Raw genomic sequence first — 16,970 nt, forward strand, 5'->3', positions numbered from 1 at the left:
GTGTTGATCGCATCAGTGACGACATACATCAATCCAGTATCCATCCAAAGAACATCGTGGCGTTTTCAACACATGAAGATTATTTTGCAAGTCTTGCGCCAGATGTAAAGGCTACAATGGTTTCAATCCAGCACAGAGTGCAGACCTTATTGCCAGAAGCGACACCTTGCATTCATTACAATATCCCTGCATTCCGCGCCAAACGTGTGTTTTTCTATTTCGCAGCCTTCAAGAAACATATCGGTATATATCCGCCCGTCAGTGAAGATCAAGAATTAATCACGGTGCTTGCACCCTACAGAGGCGAAAAGGGCAATTTATCTTTCCCGTTGGATCAACCCTTGCCACTCGACCTGATCGGCCTGGTGGCCGTGGCATTGCATCGTGAGTACGAGGCCGCTGCACCTCATCAGTAAGGTTGATTTATACTTAATATATTCATATATTTTCAAAAAATAATAACGAGGATTCCACCACATCATGACAAATCTGAAGGTCACTGAAATTAAAGCTTTTGTGCCGGCCAAAGACTTTGAGTTATCCAAGCAGTTTTACCAGGAAATTGGTTTTACCATGGCTTCAGAAGGTGGCGGTGTGGCTTACTTTCATCATGCGCATTCAAGTTTTCTGCTGCAGAATTTCTGTGCAGATGGTTTTGCTGAAAATTTCATGATGCATTTGCTGGTAGAAGATGTAGATGCATGGTGGCAGAAAATCCAGGAAAGCGGTGTAGTAGGGAAATATAGTGTCAAACTTTGGCCAATCGAGCTGCAACCATGGGGAATGCGCGATTTTTGTATCGCTGATCCTTCAGGTGTGCTTTGGCGTATTGGTCAAAATGTGGACTAGGCTGCCATTGTGATGCCGAGCATTGGTTTTCTGGGCAGCACTTTCCTGATTTGCTGTATGTATTGCCGCTTTCGCTTCTGCGGAAGCCATCGCTAGTTGGTTTCTGATGAGTTTGAAATTGCTGGTTGAAACCGGGCAGGGCAACCCAGCGCTAAATGATGTCAAGATCGATCACTGGAATTAGTCAGAATGAAGTTGAACAGGATCAGGCTATGCTGCGTGCTTTAATTTACGGCCTTGCCATTTTGCATCTGGGTCCCGGCTTTGCGTTTGCGGTGGTCGCTTTTGGGTGTGATACTACTGATCCGTTAATATCCATTTGCCGGCAGGACACCTTTGCAGCATTTATAAAATTGACCTTACTTGCCTGGGGCGTATTGATTATTGGATTGTTGCTGAAAATATATATTATAAAATGGATTAATAAAAATAAATAATTAATTGATTTAAAATATATAAATATTTTTATAAAAGTGCCATGAAAACTTTTCCTTGTGCGCGTAACTCGTATATAGCATAAGAATGGAGAACCTTGTTTTGCTTTATTTAGACCATCAACTGTCAATTCGACCACTTTCAAAATTCTTGATATTTATTCTCTGCTGGCTGATATTGAGCTGGAATATGCTGCTACCCACAGTGCATGCCGGTGATGATGTAGTACCCAGATTATTATTATCCGGTAGCGATGCCGCACAAGCGGATAAAGAGGCAAACAAAGAGCCGGAGCCGCCTAGAATCAGTTCGGTATTTGGGACGCAACCGCTTAAAGTGTATAAATTGCCATTCGAGGATCAATACCCCAGCGGACCATTCGAACGTTTGGATAAGCATTTGTTTTTGTTTATCAGTAAATGTGGTGAAGTGTATTTCGTACGTCAGAACGAAACGATGGAATTGGTCAAGCCCAGCAAGCCATTGGCTAAGTTTATTCCAGGTGGCGATACCTCATCGGACGAAAGCAGCAGCAAGCAATTGGTTTATTGCAAAGAGCTTTCAGGCGTCAAGGATTCTTTACTGATCGGTAAAACCTTATACGTCGCATATACTGCCTGGGATGAAGTGACCAACGGTGTACGTCTGGCCGTCAGTGAATTCGCGGTGGATGTGGAAAACAGCGAAGTGAGTTTTGACCGCGAAATTTATATCAGCCGACCAGCCATTAAAGAACCGATTCTCGGTCACCAGGTGGGCGGGAAGCTGGCCTTAGGTGAAAATGAGCGCACCTTGTATTTGAGCTTAGGCGATTTTTCTAAACCGGACAGGGTCCAGGATAAAACTACGTCTCTGGGTAAGGTATTGCGTATTGATTTACAACGTTTGAATGCTGAAGTATATGCCACCGGCTTCCGCTCACCTTCAGGCGGCCTGTTTTACGACAAGGAAAGTAATGAACTCTGGTTAACAGATCATGGCCCGCGCGGTGGCGATGAAATTAACCTGATCAAACGAGGTAAAAATTACGGCTGGCCGATTGTGAGCTACGGCACTATTTATGAGCGCGATGGCATGAGTGGCTATTATGGCAATAAATTCAATAGCCATGAAGGACATGAAAAACCGCTCATGACGTTTGTGCCTTCGATTGGCATAGGCCCGCTCGCCAAATACCCCACAACAGGGCGCAATGACTTTTGGGATAACGATTTTTTTGTAGCCGGCATGGGGAATACTACTTTGTACCGGGTTCGCCGCGAAGGCACAACTCTGGTGTATGCCGAGCCCGTATTAAGCGATTACCGCATACGCGCTATCCAGATCGATGCTAACGGCACGTTTTACCTGAAAACGGATCATAACCAGTTGCTGATTTCAGATCAGGAGTGAGTGCTGTATGGATGATAGGCTTCAATGTAGGCTTTAGCTATCAGCATGAATTCCTGGTGCGGTATCGAAAGCTTTCCGCTCCCTATACCTGGAGCAAAGGATTTCCAGAAATGCCGTAAGTTTCTGCAACAGGATTAATAAGCCTTTCTGGAATGGAACACAGGCCAGCACATCCATATTAGCTATCAGGCACAATGCGTGCTTCGTGAGTGTTAAAGATAAATTTTATGCAAAAGTTGCGATAATTCACGCTACTCTACAACAGCCAAAAAAGGCCTGACAATTGATTAAAACATTATTGTTGTTCGCTCTGACCGCGGTGGCTGAAATCATAGGTTGTTACCTGCCTTATCTCTGGTTGAAAGAGGGTAAAAGCGTCTGGTTGCTCATTCCCGCTGCCATCAGCCTGGCAGTGTTTGCGTGGCTGCTGACATTGCACCCGACGGCAGCTGGGCGAATCTACGCGGCTTATGGCGGCGTTTATATTGGTGTAGCGATTATTTGGCTGTGGCTGGTAGAAGGCATACGTCCGACCGGTTGGGATTTAGTCGGCGCTGGTGTAGCGATATTGGGAATGGCGATTATTATGTGTTCACCCAGGCATATTTAAAAAAATGCATCATTTTTAGCCGCACAGGCTGGCTGGTATATTCAAGGTAATACAATTTTGCGCCTACTTATTCTGTTATGGACTTTGCCAACGACCCTGATAGGCATCATTGCCGCCATTATATGGTTGTCACTTGGCGCAAAAGCACGCTTGGCACATGGTGTGCTAGAGATCCATGGCGGGAAGTTTGCATACTGGATGATGGCGCGGGGATTCGCCGCGATGACATTGGGGCATGTGATCCTTGGGTTTTCAGCCAGCAGATTAGAGCAACTGCGTTCGCATGAACATGTGCATGTCAGGCAGGCCGAGCGTTGGGGGATTTTTTTTATTCCGGCTTACCTGTTGGCGGGGCTTTGGCAGCGTATGCGAGGACGGCATATCTATTATGACAACCCTTTTGAGCAGGAGGCTTTTGCCGTTGATGCCATACAAATAAAGCGGCAGGCTGGAATTAAAAAAGCGCCATAACAGTGGCGCTTTTCAATCTCTCAACAATTACTGATACAAGCTTTCCCAGAATTTCCACCAGACCTTTTCGTCTTCATTGATTTTGCCTGTGATCATTGGGTTTTCGGGATAGTTAGTTTTAAGTACGCGCAGCGTATCCTCTTTCAGGTCATCCATATTCATGGCATCGTAAGCGCTGATCATGGTAACTAACGCTTCTTCAACCGCGCTTGAGTTCGGGTAGGTTTCCAATACATATTTTGTGCGATTCAGCGCAGCGACATAAGCCTTACGCTGCATGTAATAACGTGCGACGTGCATCTCATGCATGGCCAGCGTATTCACCAGGAAAATCATGCGCTGCGTGGCATCTTTTAAATAGCGGCTATTGGGGAAACGTTCGACCAGCTCTTTGAATGAGTTGAATGACACACGTAGTGTTTTCGGGTCGCGGTCGTTGATTTCCTGCTTGGTATATTTCTCAATCACACCACGTTCGTTAAAGGTAGCCAGGCCTTTCAGGTAGTAGGCGTAATCAAGGTTGGGATGGTTTGGATGCAGCTTGATAAAGCGGTCAACCGCAGATAAGCACAAAACCGGCTCGGTTTTTTTGTAATAGGCGTAAGCAACTTCAAGTTGGGCCTGGGTGGCATAAGCCCCGTGCGGATAACGCGCTTCCAGCTTTTGAAAGTATTCAATCGCCTTATCGTAATTCTTATCCATCATCTTTTCTTGACCAGCGGCGTACAGGCGTTGCTCAGGCCAGCCTTTGGTTTCGTCAAGCGGATTGGGATCGCCAAAGATAGCACAAGCACTCAAGGTAAGCGCGGCGATGAAAATAAAAGCGCGCGTGAGCAGGGCGTTAAGCGGTAAAATGCGAAGCATGTTGTTCAATATCGTTATATATAAGGAAACTCAGGTCATTATAACTGATGCCGTTTGAAAATATGAAAGAAAGCGCTTCCTTACATCTGGTCGTACCTACCAATCTCGGTGGGCAACGGCTGGACCTGGTTTTGCAGCAGATGCTGCCAGACCATTCTCGTAGTCGATTACAGGGTTGGATCAAAGAAGGCCTGGTATTGCTGGATGGCAAAGCACCCATTGCTAAAACCAAAGTGTGGGGTGGCGAGAACATTATCGTTACGCCACCAGTGAATGCGCAAGACAACGCATTTGAACCCGAAGATATTCCGCTGGATATCGTCTATGAAGATGATGCGCTCATGGTTCTCAACAAGCCTGCCGGGCTGGTGGTGCATCCAGCAGCGGGAAACTGGAGTGGGACTTTGTTAAATGCTTTGCTGTTCCACCGGCCGCAACTCAAGGAAGTGCCACGCGCTGGCATTGTGCACCGGCTGGATAAGGATACCAGTGGCTTACTGGTGGTGGCGAAAACACTAGAGGCACAAACCAGCCTAGTGCGCCAGTTACAAGCGCATTCCGTGAAGCGTGAGTACCGGGCCATTGTCTGGGGCCAGCTTTGGCGCAACGGCAAAGTGGATCAGCCGATAGGGCGTCATCCACACCAACGCGTCAAAATGGCGGTGATACGCCGAGGTAAATCAGCAGTGACGCATTACCAGGTATTAGAGCGTTTCGGCACGAATACCTATCTACGCTGCAACCTTGAAACCGGCCGCACGCATCAGATTCGGGTACATTTGCAGCATTTAAAAGCGCCTATGGTGGGCGATCCCCTGTATGGCATCGGCAATATCATCCCGCACAAAATGATGTCTGCAGAGTTGCGTGCGGTGATTGGTGATTTCAAACGCCAGGCTTTGCATGCGATCAAGCTGGGTTTGACTCACCCGGTCACCAATGAGCATATGGAGTGGCAAATTGAGTTGGCGGATGATATGCGCGCTTTGCTCGAAGCCATGCGTGCCACTGAAGTGCCGGATGAACCCTTGTCGCCGGTTGACCTCAATGTAGACGAAAACGGATTGTATATCGGTGACGATGATGAAGATTGGGGTGATGACGACCTTGAGGAGGATGACCTGGAAGATAGCGAAGAGTGGGATGACGAAGAGTTGGTAGCGGACGAGGATGATGCATAAACCCGAATTCATCAGTCCAGATTGGCCTGCGCCGGCGAACGTTAAAGCGTTGCAAACGACGCGGGCAGGTGGCTTCAGCACCGGCAACTACGCCAGCCTGAACTTGGGTGATCATGTGAAAGATAATCCTTTACACGTGGCGCACAACCGCCAGTCATTAAGCCCGTTTTTGCCGACGGAACCGGTCTGGCTGCAACAGGTGCATGGCATACGTGTCATCGATGCCAGCACTTCAAGTTGCATCGAAACTGCTGATGCCAGTTTTTCAACGCGCAAAGAAGTCGTTTGCGTGACCATGACGGCAGACTGTCTGCCAGTGTTGCTTTGTGATGAAGCGGGTTCTGTTGTAGCCGCCATTCATGCCGGTTGGCGCAGCTTGTGTGACGGTGTGATTGAAGCCACTGTCAACGCCATGCCGGTCGAAGCCGCACAGCTGATGGCCTGGCTGGGACCAGCGATTGGTCCCGATGCTTTTGAAGTCGGTGGTGAAGTACGTGCGCAATTCATAGCGCAGGATGCGCAAGCGGAAACTGCTTTTCGTCCGCAAGGGGATAAATGGCTAGGTGATTTGTATACCATTGCCAGGCAGCGGCTTAACACGTTGGGCATTCACCAGATTTATGGTGGCGGGCGCTGCACCTTCAACGAGCCGGATACATTCTTTAGCTTCAGGCGAGATGGGGATACAGGCCGCATGGCGACCATGATCTGGCTGGAATAGTCGGGCGCTAATCATCCATCAATCACACAATTGACTTATATGAAAACTGTGTTGGTCAAGGTTATTGACCCACAGTCCAGCAGTTCGAGAGAAACATACTTCATGAAAAAACATCTGATTTTTGATCTGGACGGCACCTTGATCGATTCCGCACCCAGTATCCTGGAAGGCTATGACCATGCCTTTAAAACGACAGCTACGCCTTTAAAGGTGCCATTAACCAGCGACGTGATCGGCCCACCACTGATCGAAAGCCTGAGGATACTCTCCGGGTGTGATGATGAAGCGCTGCTGCAATCATTGGCTGCTGTGTTTAAACAGCATTATGATAGCACCGGCTACCTGAAATCCGTGGTGTTTGACGGTGTGACTGATATGTTGCAGCAACTACATAATGAAGGTTATCAGCTCTATATTGCGACTAATAAACGCTTTTTCCCAACGAAGAAAATTATTAGTCACTTGCAATGGGCTCCATTTTTTCAGGGTGTTTTTGCACTGGATTACTTTCAGCCTGCATTAAGTCGCAAAGCGGAGATGGTTGGCCGGATAGTGCAGGACCTTGCACTGCCGATTGATGAATGTCTGTATATCGGTGACCGGCTCGAAGATGGCCTGGCCGCTGATGCGCACCAGATGGATTTTGTGCTGGTGACCTGGGGGTATGCTGAAGATGCTTCACTTAAAAAACCGCACTGGCAAAGCTGCACTGTGGTGAATGACTTACCTAAGCTTATCGCTGGTTTAAAGGGAAGCGCTTGATGAGATAGCATCGTACTCGCCGTCCTCCAGCCAAACTTGTTGGGCGATCCTATTTCTTTCATTGCTATCAGGCTTGAGTATTCAAAAGATGTAATGAGTTGCCTGAGTTTAACCCTGGTGTTGATGATAGTCTCTTCATCGGATAGGTCATTGCGCAATTTATTTAAGCCTGATTGGCTGATGCTTTAATTTATTTTAGATTTTTTTCAGGCCTGTAAAGTTGATAACTGATTGTTTATGCTCATTTTTGCCAGAACTCACGTATAATGCGCGCCTCATTTCTACAAAGTATGCATGACTAATTTCTCGACCTCCTTGACGGCAACATTAGCGACGATTTCACCGCTGACTGGCATGGTGCTCGCCTGTCTGGCTGGTGGTATTTTAAGTGTGTCGGTGGCTGCTGTGTTTGCGCTCAATGCCAGGAAACATTGGGTACCCCTGCTTGTGAGCTATGCGATTGGCGCTTTGTTGGCAGCCGTATTCCTGGAAATACTGCCGCATGCGATTGAAACCAGCCCGAATATAGAGGCGATGACCGCGACCATGCTGTTCGGGATTTTGCTGTTTTTTGCGTTGGAAAAATTGGTGCTTTGGCGTCACTGTCACGGTGAGCATTGTGAAATGCATGCCATCCATGATGAGGCACATTGTCCGGAACTGCATCCTGGTCAGGCTTCTGAACAAAAAGTAAAAGCGCCGCAAGGGGCGATTAAATTCCGGCCAGTGTCGCTCGAAGCCCCACAGGTAATGACGCATCACCATCATCATGATCACGGACGTAGCGGCATGATGATTATGATAGGCGACACTTTTCACAACTTTGTTGACGGTGTACTGATTTGTGCGGCATTTATGGTTGATATGCAAGTGGGGTTGGTCACTGCGCTGGCAATTATTGCGCATGAGATTCCGCAAGAGGTGGGTGATTTCCTGATTCTGCTTCATTCCGGTTATAGCAAACGTAAAGCATTCCTGTTTAATATTGGCTCCAGCCTTGCCACATTGGTGGGTGGCTTGATCGCTTATGCCGGTCTTTCCATGGTGCAGCACTGGGTGCCTTACATTTTAAGTCTGGCGGCTTCCAGCATGTTGTACGTGGCGGTGGCAGATTTGATTCCCGGATTACACAAACGCACAGCGTTACACGATACGTTGTTGCAGTTATTATTGATTACATTAGGCGTAGCTTCGGTTGCTGTTACCAAGCTCCTGGTGGAAGGTTAAAAGGTTTAATTTATGCAGACTATGCCTAAAGTGGGTTTTGTTTCACTGGGTTGCCCTAAAGCCGGTTCAGACTCCGAGCGTATTCTTACTCAGCTGCGTGCTGAGGGTTATGAGATCAGTAACAGTTACGAAAAATCCGATCTGGTAGTGGTGAATACCTGTGGATTTATTGATTCAGCGGTGCAGGAATCACTGGACGCGATCGGCGAAGCGCTGAATAAAAACGGCAAGGTGATTGTGACCGGATGCCTGGGTGCTAAAAAAGACGTGGTCACTGGCGCACACCCAAGCGTGCTGGCAGTCACCGGCCCGCATGCGCTGGAAGAGGTGATGGGCCATGTGCATACCCATTTGCCCAAACCGCATGATCCGTATACCGACCTGGTTCCACCACAAGGCGTGCGCCTGACGCCCAAGCATTATGCTTACCTGAAAATCTCCGAAGGTTGTAACCACCGTTGCAGTTTCTGCATTATTCCAAGCATGCGTGGTGACCTGGTCAGCCGCCCGATTGGCGATGTCATGAATGAGGCAGAAAACCTGGTCAATGCCGGGGTGTCTGAAATACTGGTGATTTCTCAAGATACTTCAGCTTATGGCGTCGATATGAAATTCCGTAGCGGTTTCTGGAACGGCAGGCCCGTGAAAACCCACATGACCACGTTAAGCAAGGCATTGGGTGAACTGGGGGTATGGATACGCTTGCATTATGTTTATCCCTATCCGCATGTGGATGAAGTAATTCCATTGATGGCAGAAGGGGCGATTTTGCCTTACCTAGATGTGCCGCTGCAGCATGCCAGCCCGCGTATCCTTAAAGCAATGAAACGCCCTGCCAGTAGTGAAAACAATCTGGCGCGTATCAAGGCCTGGCGCGAAACCTGCCCGGAAATCGCCATCCGCAGTACATTTATTGTAGGCTTCCCTGGTGAAACAGAAGATGACTTTAAAATGCTGCTCGACTTTATGGAAGAAGCGCAGCTGGACCGTGTCGGCTGTTTTGCCTATTCTGCAGTGGATGGTGCAACGGCTAACGCTCTGGATTTTCAGGTGCCGGAAGAGATCAAGAAAGAACGCCTGAGCCGTTTCATGGAAGTGCAGGAACGTATCAGTGCCGCCAAGGTGGCTGCCAAAGTTGGTAGCCTGCAAACTGTGCTGGTGGATGAACTGACTGAAGATGACGATGGCAATGTAATTGCGATTGCGCGCACTAAAGCGGACGCGCCGGAAATTGACGGTATTGTTTATCTACAGGATGCTGATGGTATCAGCCCGGGTGATTTTGTTGATGTGCAGATTGTGGATGCACAAGGACATGACCTGATAGGGGCGCCGCCTGAGTTTTAATGAATCAGATAGAAATAAAACATGCCGCCATTTGCGGCATTTTTTTATGGGTTAGCGCTGTGACTTAAATCGCGTGATTCTATGGAATTTATTAAACTTTATTCTTAATTACGCAGGTTGGCTGAATTGAGGTCGTTCGTAATCGGCCCGATCAGCAAAAATATCCAGTGTAAAAGGGCACCGTTTGAGTTTGGATTGGATATTTTTACGTTTTGTCGTTTGTGCCAGGTTCACATAAGGGGTTTGGCTAAGCCTGACATAACCTGACTGCAGCAGTTTCTGTTCTGTGGTTTCAAACTGGCTCAATGGATTATCCATGTTTTGCAAAGTGATGCCTAGTTTGTGCACGGCAATCACGTGATAAATCACACTGGTTTGCCCAGGCATCGCCGGCTTGCCGTAAAGCTCGCCGACATGAATCTCGCTGCTTGAAGGAATAGACTGCATCATGGACGCATGATAACGTGTTTATAACAGCGCTTCAATCGTCCTCATGCAAAAAGCAACGCGCGGCAAGAGTATCGTCAACATGTTAAAATAGTCCGCTTAAGTATTCAGAGAGTCATCATGCAACAAGCTGTTAAAACCCGTTTCGCGCCTAGCCCCACTGGCTACCTGCACATTGGCGGCGCACGTACCGCATTATTTTCCTGGGCGTATGCCAAACGTCACGGTGGCCAGTTTATCCTGCGGATTGAAGATACGGATGTTGCACGTTCAACACCAGAAGCAGTGCAAGCGATCCTGGATGGTATGGCCTGGCTGGAGCTGGATCATGATGAAGGCCCTTACTACCAGATGCAACGCATGGATACTTACAAGGCCATGATCCAGAAAATGTTGGATGCGGGGCAAGCCTATCATTGTTATAGCAGTAAAGAGGAACTGGATGCATTGCGTGAAAGCCAGATGCAGCAAGGCCTGAAGCCGCGCTACGATGGTCGCTGGCGTCCTGAGCCAGGCAAGGTGTTGCCGGAGCCCCCGAAGGAAGTCCCGCCAGTGGTACGTTTTAAAAATCCGCAAGACGGTGTCGTGGCGTGGGAGGATATGGTTAAAGGCCGTATTGAGATTGCCAATGCCGAACTGGATGACCTGATTATTGCTCGCGCGGATGGCACGCCTACCTATAATTTCTGTGTGGTGGTGGACGACTGGGAAATGGGTGTGACGCAAGTGATTCGCGGCGATGACCATGTCAATAACACACCACGCCAGATCAATATGTTGCAAGCGCTGGGGGCGCAAGTGCCTCAATATGCGCACTTGTCCATGATTCTCGGGGATGATGGCCAGAAGTTATCCAAACGCCATGGTGCTGTGAGTGTGATGCAATATCATGAAGATGGCTATCTGCGTGAAGCCGTGTTGAATTACCTGGCGCGCCTGGGCTGGTCGCACGGTGATGATGAAGTGTTCAGCATGGAGCAGTTCTGCCAATGGTTTGACCTAGACCATATCACGCCTTCAGCCGCCCAGTTCAATACTGAGAAACTGAATTGGTTAAACGCTCACTACATCAAGACTCTACCGCTGGAGCAGATAGCTAATGAAGTAAAGCCAAGACTGGCTAAACTGGGTATTGTCGATACTGATACACCGGATTTACTGGCAGTGCTTACCCTATACCGTGAGCGGGCCAATAATTTGAATCAGCTGGCTAACGAGATAGCTTTTTTCTACCGTATGCCCGAAATCAATGAAGCAGATGCGACCAAGCATATTCAGCCGGAAACAGCGGCTTATATCGAGAGTTTTCTGGAAAAAATTAAAGATTCTGACTGGACTGCCGATAAATTACACGATGGCCTGAATCAGGTCGTCACTGAGCAGCAGATTAAATTCCCTAAATTGGCCATGCCATTGCGGGTGGCTTTAATCGGGATCGCACAGTCTCCAAGTATTGATCAGGTGATGTCGATATTAGGCAAAGAACCATGTTTACAGCGCATTCGCGCTTTATTTCCAAAAAAATAAAGTAGAAGCATTGAAATTGGAACAAATTGGTACAATTATAGTCACTGTTAGGAATTGGTGTTCTACATAATAAAAACTCCAATATATGATTAAAACAAAGAAGGAGCAATTCGATGAATAATAAAGGCCAAATGCTGCAAGACCCTTTTCTGAACGCCTTGAGGAAAGAGCATGTACAAGTGTCTATTTATCTCGTAAACGGTATCAAATTACAAGGCCAGGTAGATTCGTTTGACCAGTATGTTATTTTGCTGAAAAACACAGTAACCCAGATGGTATATAAACACGCTATTTCTACCATCGTTCCAGCGCGTCCTGTTAATTTAGGGCCACACGAACCCGCACAAGAATCTTAATGCATGTTTGATAGACCTAGCGGCGGAGATGCTGTCGTTCTGGTCAGTGTCAACTTTGGTGATGCTGATTACGAAGAAAGTTTACAAGAGCTCCGCCACCTTGCCGGTACTGCCGGATTAAATATATCTGCTACGCTTGAAGGCAAACGCCAGTCACCTGACCCCAAATACTTTATCGGCTCAGGCAAGGCGGATGAACTCAAAGCATTGATGGCCGCATACGAAAGTAAAGTGGCCGCGTTTAATCACGACCTCAGTCCTTCTCAACAACGTAATCTGGAAAAATTTCTGGAAGCCCGAGTAGTGGATCGCACAGGCCTGATTCTGGATATTTTTGCCCAGCGTGCGCAATCGCATGAAGGTAAATTGCAGGTCGAACTGGCGCAGTTGGAACATTTGTCTACGCGGCTGGTACGTGGCTGGACCCACCTGGAACGTCAAAAGGGCGGGATTGGCGTGCGTGGCGGTCCTGGTGAAACACAGTTGGAACTCGATAGGCGAATGTTGCGCGTACGCGTGAAGCAATTGCGTGAAAAGCTGGCTAAGCTGAAGCAACAACGCGGTATGCAACGTCGAGCCCGCAAACGGTCTACTTTGCTGACAGTCTCGCTGGTCGGTTACACCAACGCTGGTAAATCCACTTTATTTAACCGCCTTACACATTCAGGTGTCTATGCCGCTGACCAATTGTTTGCCACGCTGGATACCACTTCTCGCAAAATGCATTTGCCTGAAGGTTATCCTGTGGTTATTTCAGACACTGTGGGCTTTATCAAACATCTGCCAACGACCTTGATTGAAGCTTTTGGCGCCACACTGGAAGAAGCGTCGCAAGCTGACTTGCTACTGCATATTGTGGATGTTGCGAGCCCCAACCGCGACAACCAGATTGAACAAGTCAATATCGTACTGAACGAAATTGGTGCCGCTGATGTGCCACAGATTCTTGTGCTGAACCAGATTGATCGCATGGGTATGCCGCCGGGAATTGACCGCGATGAATATGGTAATATCAAAACAGTGCGCGTCTCTGCCATGGACGGTACGGGTATCGAAGATTTACGTCAGGCATTGCTGGAACACCAGCAGCATCTGAAGAAACTGAGTACGGAAGAACGTGCCTACGTTTAACCGGAAAAAATAAAACACGGAGTAGATGAATGAGAAAGTTTCCAGGCTTTTGGAATAAGAATAATGAAGGCCCGCCCGATCTGGATGAGGTATTCAAGGATTTGAATCAAAAGCTGAATCGTATGTTCGGTGGCAAAGGCGGTCAGGGTAGCCCTAAGGGTAACGCACCTGCGCCACAACCTTTGCCAATAGCGCCGATTTTAGGCCTGGTCGCTTTGATCTGGCTTGGCTCGGGCTTTTACATTGTGGACCAGGGCTCCCGCGGTGTTGTGCTGCGATTTGGCAAGCATGTCGAAACGACTACACCTGGGCCGCGCTGGCATCTGCCTTTCCCGATTGAAACAGTCGAAAATGTAAACCTTGAGCAAGTGCGGACTATTGAGTTGGGCTATCGCTCGTTCGAAGGTGAGTCTGGCCGGAGTAAAGAGCCACGCGAGTCTTTAATGCTGACCGATGATGAAAATATTATCGATCTGCAAGTGGCTGTGCAATACAACCTGAAGTCAGTTGAGGATTATCAATTCAGCAACCGCTCTACCGAAGAAAGTGTACGCGGCATTGCCGAGACTGCCATTCGTGAGATTGCCGGTAAAAGCAAAATGGATTTTGTATTGTACGAAGGCCGTGATGAAGTCGCCGCGAAAGCGAAAAAGCTGATGCAGGAAATGCTGGATAGATACAAATCCGGTGTGCACGTCGTCAACGTCACCATGCAAAATGCACAGCCGCCCGAGCAGGTACAGGCCGCATTTGATGATGCAGTAAAAGCCAAGCAGGACCTTGAGCGGCAGAAGAATGAAGGCCAGGCCTATGCCAATGACGTGATTCCTAAAGCACGAGGGACCGCTGCACGTTTGTCAGAAGAAGCTTCTGGCTATAAATTACGTGTAGAAAACGAGGCCAAAGGTAATGCTGACCGCTTCGAACAGATTCTGACGCAATATAACAAGGCGCCAGAAGTCACACGTCAACGGTTGTATATAGATGCTCAGGAGCATATTTTGTCTAACACCAGCAAAGTGCTGGTGGATCAAAAGGGTGGCAATAGCCTGCTTTATTTACCGCTGGACAAACTGATGAGTAACAGTGGTGCAGGAGGCAATACCAGCGCTGCGCCACCAGTTGAAAAGTCGAATCAGGAATCTTCTCCATCCGATAACGGCGCACTGGATCGCACCCGCGATGCCATGCGTAGCCGTGACCGTGAATATCGCTAGTTGCCCTGAAGGATAAAAGAACATGAGAAATATTGGAAGTGTGTTAATCGGGGTATTTGTATTGCTGGTAGTGATTACCTCATCAGCGTATACCGTAGATCAGCGAGAGTTCGCCTTGGTCTTCCGCTTAGGTGAAATCGTATCAGTTAAAAAAGAGCCTGGCCTCTACTTCAAGATGCCGATGGTGGAAAATATCCGTTATTACGACAAGCGTATCCTGACCTTAAACTGGGAAGAGCCAGATCGCTTTATTACCAGCGAGAAGAAAAACGTGCTGGTGGATTCTTTCATCAAATGGCGCATTATCGACCCGGCTAAATACTATGTGTCTGTGCGTGGTGAAGAAGTGCAGGCTGAGCGTCGTATTTCGCAAATGGTCAATGATGGTTTGCGTGCAGAGATCGGTAAACGCAATATCCACGATGTGGTTTCCGGCGAACGTGCCACTATCATGAGGATTTTGCGTGAGCGTGCCGACAAGGAAAGCCGCCAGATGGGTATCCAGATTCTTGATGTGCGCCTGCGTCGGGTTGACCTGACTAAAGAAGTCAGTGAGTCGGTCTACCAACGTATGGAAGCGGAACGTAAGTCGGTAGCGAATGAATTGCGTTCAGAGGGTGCAGCTGCTGCCGAGAAGATTCGTGCCGATGCAGACAGGCAGCGTGAAGTGATTATTGCGGAAGCCTACCGTGAAGCACAAAAGGTCAAAGGTGAAGGCGATGCCAAGGCCTCAGAAGTGTATGCGCAGGCGTTTGGTAAAAACCCGGAATTCTATGCCTTCTACCGTAGCCAGGAAGCTTATAAAAACAGCTTCAAAAGTAAATCTGACGTAATGGTGATTGACCAGAGTTCGGACTTCTTTAAATACATGCGCAATTCCGGTAAAAAGTAATTTAGTCTACTATCCACAAGATCATTGTATGAAATGGTGGTGGCTTATTGGTGGTGTGTTGTTGATTGAAGGTTTGATGCCATTATTGTTTACTCAGGCATGGCGTCAAAGCTTTGAAAAGCTGCTGCAACTGAGAGACGGGCAGATTCGTTTTATTGGATTTCTTTCAGCACTAGTTGGCCTGTTGATTTTATGGCTGAATCGCTGATCGTACAGTTGAAATATGTATGAAATATCTAAAGGCACGCTTAATCAGCGTGCCTTTTTTATATTCGCCTCTCGTGATTACAAGCCATTTCCATTACTAAAGCCATGTCTTAGGCAGGGGTTTGCAGGTATAATAATGGGATGCATAATTGGTTACTTCCAGAATATATTGAAGACGTGTTACCAGCCGAAGCTGCGCGTCTTGAATCCTACCGCCGTCAAGTCTTGGATTTATTCCGTGTCCACGGTTATCAGTACGTGATGCCGCCCATGATGGAGTATGTGGAGTCGTTATTAACCGGCACAGGGCATGATCTGGATATCGCTACTTTTAAGGTAGTGGACCAGCTAACCGGCCGTTTGATGGGCTTGCGTGCTGATACCACACCGCAAGCAGCCCGCATTGATGCGCATATGTTGAACCATCAAGGCGTTTGCCGCCTGTGTTATGCAGGGACAGTTTTGCGTACCAAACCAGATGGTCTGGCACGCACGCGTGAACCGTTGCAACTGGGTGCGGAAATCTACGGCCATGCCGGTATTGAAAGCGACATCGAAGTGCAGCGTCTGATGGTAAAAGCATTGCAGTTGTTAGGCATGCGTACCCTTTTCGTTGATCTCAGTCATGTCGCAATTTTTGCCAGCTTGTCTCATATGGCGCAGCTGGGGACTCAGCAAGAGCGTGAATTGCAAATAGCATTACAATCCAAAGATGTCTCCCGCGTAAAAGAGTTAATCACAAATCTATCTGAAAAATCACGCAAAGCTTTTGTGGCATTGACTCAATTAAGTGGTGGTCTAGAAGTGCTTGAGCAGGCGAGGGATGTCTTGCCTGATTCCCCTGAAATTGAACAGGCCTTGCACGAGATGGCTGCAGTAGCGGCTGCATTAAGCAATGATGAAGTGACAGTGACCATAGACCTTAGCGAATTGCGCGGCTATCACTATCATAGTGGGATGGTATTTGCAGCTTACGCAAAAGAGTATGCCGGACCGATTGCTTTGGGTGGCCGTTACGATGAAGTCGGCGCTGCTTTTGGTCGCGCGCGTCCGGCAACCGGGTTTAGCCTGGACTTGCGTGGAGCTTTGCAGGCACTCGGTCCTGCTCGCTTAAATAAAGGCATTCTAGCCCCTGTATCCAGTGATGGCGAGTTGGCGACAGTGGTTGAAACCCTGCGTGCGCAAGGCCAGGTCGTCGTCGAGGCTTTGCCGGATGCGTTGCTGGATTATTCTGAATTGGCATGTGACCGTACTTTGGAAAAAGTAGATGGTCGCTGGCAGGTCGTTGCAATTTAAAACTGTTTTCAAATTGGCAACCCATTTTCGTTTTTGAC

General features: G+C 48.1%; 20 protein-coding genes. 18 read left to right on the forward strand and 2 right to left on the reverse strand.

Annotation, left to right across the window (positions count from 1 at the left end):
* The first annotated feature begins 56 nt into the window (after positions 1 to 56).
* From VK958_RS09230 to VK958_RS09255, 6 genes are all read left to right on the forward strand, one after another.
* Positions 57 to 416 carry an iron chaperone gene (locus tag VK958_RS09230; RefSeq protein WP_325240895.1) on the forward strand — a complete coding sequence of 120 codons (360 nt, stop codon included), beginning with the start codon at positions 57 to 59 and terminating at the stop codon, positions 414 to 416.
* Positions 417 to 480: 64 nt separating this feature from the next.
* Positions 481 to 849, forward strand: a complete 369-nt coding sequence (locus VK958_RS09235; protein ID WP_325240896.1) for a VOC family protein — start codon at positions 481 to 483, stop codon at positions 847 to 849.
* 212 nt (positions 850 to 1,061) lie between these two features.
* Positions 1,062 to 1,286 (forward strand): hypothetical protein, encoded by a 225-nt coding sequence (locus VK958_RS09240; protein WP_325240897.1) that lies wholly within the window; start codon positions 1,062 to 1,064, stop codon positions 1,284 to 1,286.
* A gap of 187 nt (positions 1,287 to 1,473) precedes the next feature.
* Positions 1,474 to 2,676 carry a PQQ-dependent sugar dehydrogenase gene (locus VK958_RS09245; RefSeq protein WP_325240898.1) on the forward strand — a complete coding sequence of 401 codons (1,203 nt, stop codon included), beginning with the start codon at positions 1,474 to 1,476 and terminating at the stop codon, positions 2,674 to 2,676.
* A 283-nt stretch (positions 2,677 to 2,959) separates the two neighbouring features.
* The gene (locus VK958_RS09250) at positions 2,960 to 3,286 is read left to right on the forward strand and encodes a YnfA family protein (RefSeq protein ID WP_325240899.1); all 327 of its coding nucleotides are present in this window, start codon (positions 2,960 to 2,962) and stop codon (positions 3,284 to 3,286) included.
* A 57-nt stretch (positions 3,287 to 3,343) separates the two neighbouring features.
* Positions 3,344 to 3,757 (forward strand): hypothetical protein, encoded by a 414-nt coding sequence (locus tag VK958_RS09255; protein WP_325240900.1) that lies wholly within the window; start codon positions 3,344 to 3,346, stop codon positions 3,755 to 3,757.
* Positions 3,758 to 3,784: 27 nt separating this feature from the next.
* Here VK958_RS09255 and VK958_RS09260 read toward each other — a convergent pair whose 3' ends face one another.
* Positions 3,785 to 4,621 (reverse strand): outer membrane protein assembly factor BamD, encoded by an 837-nt coding sequence (locus VK958_RS09260; RefSeq protein ID WP_325240901.1) that lies wholly within the window; start codon positions 4,619 to 4,621, stop codon positions 3,785 to 3,787.
* A 47-nt stretch (positions 4,622 to 4,668) separates the two neighbouring features.
* Here VK958_RS09260 and rluD point away from each other — a divergent pair, with 47 nt between their 5' ends.
* From rluD to rimO, 5 genes are all read left to right on the forward strand, one after another.
* Positions 4,669 to 5,802: a 23S rRNA pseudouridine(1911/1915/1917) synthase RluD gene (gene rluD, locus VK958_RS09265; protein ID WP_325240902.1), complete on the forward strand. Its 1,134-nt coding sequence runs from the start codon at positions 4,669 to 4,671 to the stop codon at positions 5,800 to 5,802.
* A complete protein-coding gene (gene pgeF, locus VK958_RS09270) occupies positions 5,792 to 6,523 on the forward strand; it encodes a peptidoglycan editing factor PgeF (RefSeq protein ID WP_325240903.1) in 732 nt (243 codons plus the stop codon). The genes rluD and pgeF overlap by 11 nt, the downstream gene beginning before the upstream one ends.
* 102 nt (positions 6,524 to 6,625) lie before the next feature.
* Complete coding sequence (locus tag VK958_RS09275; protein ID WP_325240904.1) at positions 6,626 to 7,285, forward strand: HAD family hydrolase; 660 nt, start codon at positions 6,626 to 6,628, stop codon at positions 7,283 to 7,285.
* A gap of 294 nt (positions 7,286 to 7,579) precedes the next feature.
* The gene (locus tag VK958_RS09280; RefSeq protein WP_325240905.1) at positions 7,580 to 8,512 is read left to right on the forward strand and encodes a ZIP family metal transporter; all 933 of its coding nucleotides are present in this window, start codon (positions 7,580 to 7,582) and stop codon (positions 8,510 to 8,512) included.
* Between the two features lie 12 nt (positions 8,513 to 8,524).
* Positions 8,525 to 9,859, forward strand: a complete 1,335-nt coding sequence (gene rimO / locus VK958_RS09285; RefSeq protein ID WP_325240906.1) for a 30S ribosomal protein S12 methylthiotransferase RimO — start codon at positions 8,525 to 8,527, stop codon at positions 9,857 to 9,859.
* Between the two features lie 108 nt (positions 9,860 to 9,967).
* On the opposite strand, the gene VK958_RS09290 is transcribed toward rimO, so the two are convergent.
* Positions 9,968 to 10,309 (reverse strand): hypothetical protein, encoded by a 342-nt coding sequence (locus VK958_RS09290; protein WP_325240907.1) that lies wholly within the window; start codon positions 10,307 to 10,309, stop codon positions 9,968 to 9,970.
* 117 nt (positions 10,310 to 10,426) lie between these two features.
* Here VK958_RS09290 and gltX point away from each other — a divergent pair, with 117 nt between their 5' ends.
* From gltX to VK958_RS09325, 7 genes are all read left to right on the forward strand, one after another.
* Positions 10,427 to 11,833 carry a glutamate--tRNA ligase gene (gltX, locus tag VK958_RS09295; protein ID WP_325240908.1) on the forward strand — a complete coding sequence of 469 codons (1,407 nt, stop codon included), beginning with the start codon at positions 10,427 to 10,429 and terminating at the stop codon, positions 11,831 to 11,833.
* A 113-nt stretch (positions 11,834 to 11,946) separates the two neighbouring features.
* Positions 11,947 to 12,189, forward strand: coding sequence for an RNA chaperone Hfq (gene hfq / locus VK958_RS09300; protein WP_306390195.1), 243 nt, complete (start codon positions 11,947 to 11,949; stop codon positions 12,187 to 12,189).
* A 3-nt stretch (positions 12,190 to 12,192) separates the two neighbouring features.
* Complete coding sequence (gene hflX / locus VK958_RS09305) at positions 12,193 to 13,320, forward strand: GTPase HflX (RefSeq protein WP_325240909.1); 1,128 nt, start codon at positions 12,193 to 12,195, stop codon at positions 13,318 to 13,320.
* A gap of 29 nt (positions 13,321 to 13,349) precedes the next feature.
* Complete coding sequence (gene hflK / locus VK958_RS09310) at positions 13,350 to 14,537, forward strand: FtsH protease activity modulator HflK (protein ID WP_325240910.1); 1,188 nt, start codon at positions 13,350 to 13,352, stop codon at positions 14,535 to 14,537.
* 22 nt (positions 14,538 to 14,559) lie between these two features.
* Positions 14,560 to 15,429, forward strand: a complete 870-nt coding sequence (gene hflC, locus VK958_RS09315; RefSeq protein ID WP_325240911.1) for a protease modulator HflC — start codon at positions 14,560 to 14,562, stop codon at positions 15,427 to 15,429.
* A gap of 28 nt (positions 15,430 to 15,457) precedes the next feature.
* Positions 15,458 to 15,637 carry a DUF2065 domain-containing protein gene (locus tag VK958_RS09320; protein ID WP_325240912.1) on the forward strand — a complete coding sequence of 60 codons (180 nt, stop codon included), beginning with the start codon at positions 15,458 to 15,460 and terminating at the stop codon, positions 15,635 to 15,637.
* 140 nt (positions 15,638 to 15,777) lie between these two features.
* A complete protein-coding gene (locus VK958_RS09325; RefSeq protein WP_325240913.1) occupies positions 15,778 to 16,932 on the forward strand; it encodes an ATP phosphoribosyltransferase regulatory subunit in 1,155 nt (384 codons plus the stop codon).
* Positions 16,933 to 16,970: the final 38 nt, after the last annotated feature.

Source organism: Methylophilus sp. (assembly GCF_035460085.1).
Lineage (GTDB): Bacteria > Pseudomonadota > Gammaproteobacteria > Burkholderiales > Methylophilaceae > Methylophilus.

What these genes read in the sequence shown, in the direction of transcription:
- rimO (WP_325240906.1), top strand. Translation starts at nt 8,525, where the DNA reads ATGCAGACTATGCCTAAAGTGGGTTTTGTTTCACTGGGTTGCCCTAAA.
- VK958_RS09240 (WP_325240897.1), top strand. Translation starts at nt 1,062, where the DNA reads ATGCTGCGTGCTTTAATTTACGGCCTTGCCATTTTGCATCTGGGTCCC.
- pgeF (WP_325240903.1), top strand. Translation starts at nt 5,792, where the DNA reads ATGATGCATAAACCCGAATTCATCAGTCCAGATTGGCCTGCGCCGGCG.
- VK958_RS09320 (WP_325240912.1), top strand. Translation starts at nt 15,458, where the DNA reads ATGAAATGGTGGTGGCTTATTGGTGGTGTGTTGTTGATTGAAGGTTTG.
- hflX (WP_325240909.1), top strand. Translation starts at nt 12,193, where the DNA reads ATGTTTGATAGACCTAGCGGCGGAGATGCTGTCGTTCTGGTCAGTGTC.
- rluD (WP_325240902.1), top strand. Translation starts at nt 4,669, where the DNA reads ATGCCGTTTGAAAATATGAAAGAAAGCGCTTCCTTACATCTGGTCGTA.
- VK958_RS09275 (WP_325240904.1), top strand. Translation starts at nt 6,626, where the DNA reads ATGAAAAAACATCTGATTTTTGATCTGGACGGCACCTTGATCGATTCC.
- hflC (WP_325240911.1), top strand. Translation starts at nt 14,560, where the DNA reads ATGAGAAATATTGGAAGTGTGTTAATCGGGGTATTTGTATTGCTGGTA.
- VK958_RS09325 (WP_325240913.1), top strand. Translation starts at nt 15,778, where the DNA reads ATGCATAATTGGTTACTTCCAGAATATATTGAAGACGTGTTACCAGCC.
- VK958_RS09235 (WP_325240896.1), top strand. Translation starts at nt 481, where the DNA reads ATGACAAATCTGAAGGTCACTGAAATTAAAGCTTTTGTGCCGGCCAAA.
- VK958_RS09260 (WP_325240901.1), bottom strand. Translation starts at nt 4,621, where the DNA reads ATGCTTCGCATTTTACCGCTTAACGCCCTGCTCACGCGCGCTTTTATT.
- VK958_RS09290 (WP_325240907.1), bottom strand. Translation starts at nt 10,309, where the DNA reads ATGATGCAGTCTATTCCTTCAAGCAGCGAGATTCATGTCGGCGAGCTT.
- VK958_RS09245 (WP_325240898.1), top strand. Translation starts at nt 1,474, where the DNA reads ATGCTGCTACCCACAGTGCATGCCGGTGATGATGTAGTACCCAGATTA.
- gltX (WP_325240908.1), top strand. Translation starts at nt 10,427, where the DNA reads ATGCAACAAGCTGTTAAAACCCGTTTCGCGCCTAGCCCCACTGGCTAC.
- VK958_RS09280 (WP_325240905.1), top strand. Translation starts at nt 7,580, where the DNA reads ATGACTAATTTCTCGACCTCCTTGACGGCAACATTAGCGACGATTTCA.
- hflK (WP_325240910.1), top strand. Translation starts at nt 13,350, where the DNA reads ATGAGAAAGTTTCCAGGCTTTTGGAATAAGAATAATGAAGGCCCGCCC.
- hfq (WP_306390195.1), top strand. Translation starts at nt 11,947, where the DNA reads ATGAATAATAAAGGCCAAATGCTGCAAGACCCTTTTCTGAACGCCTTG.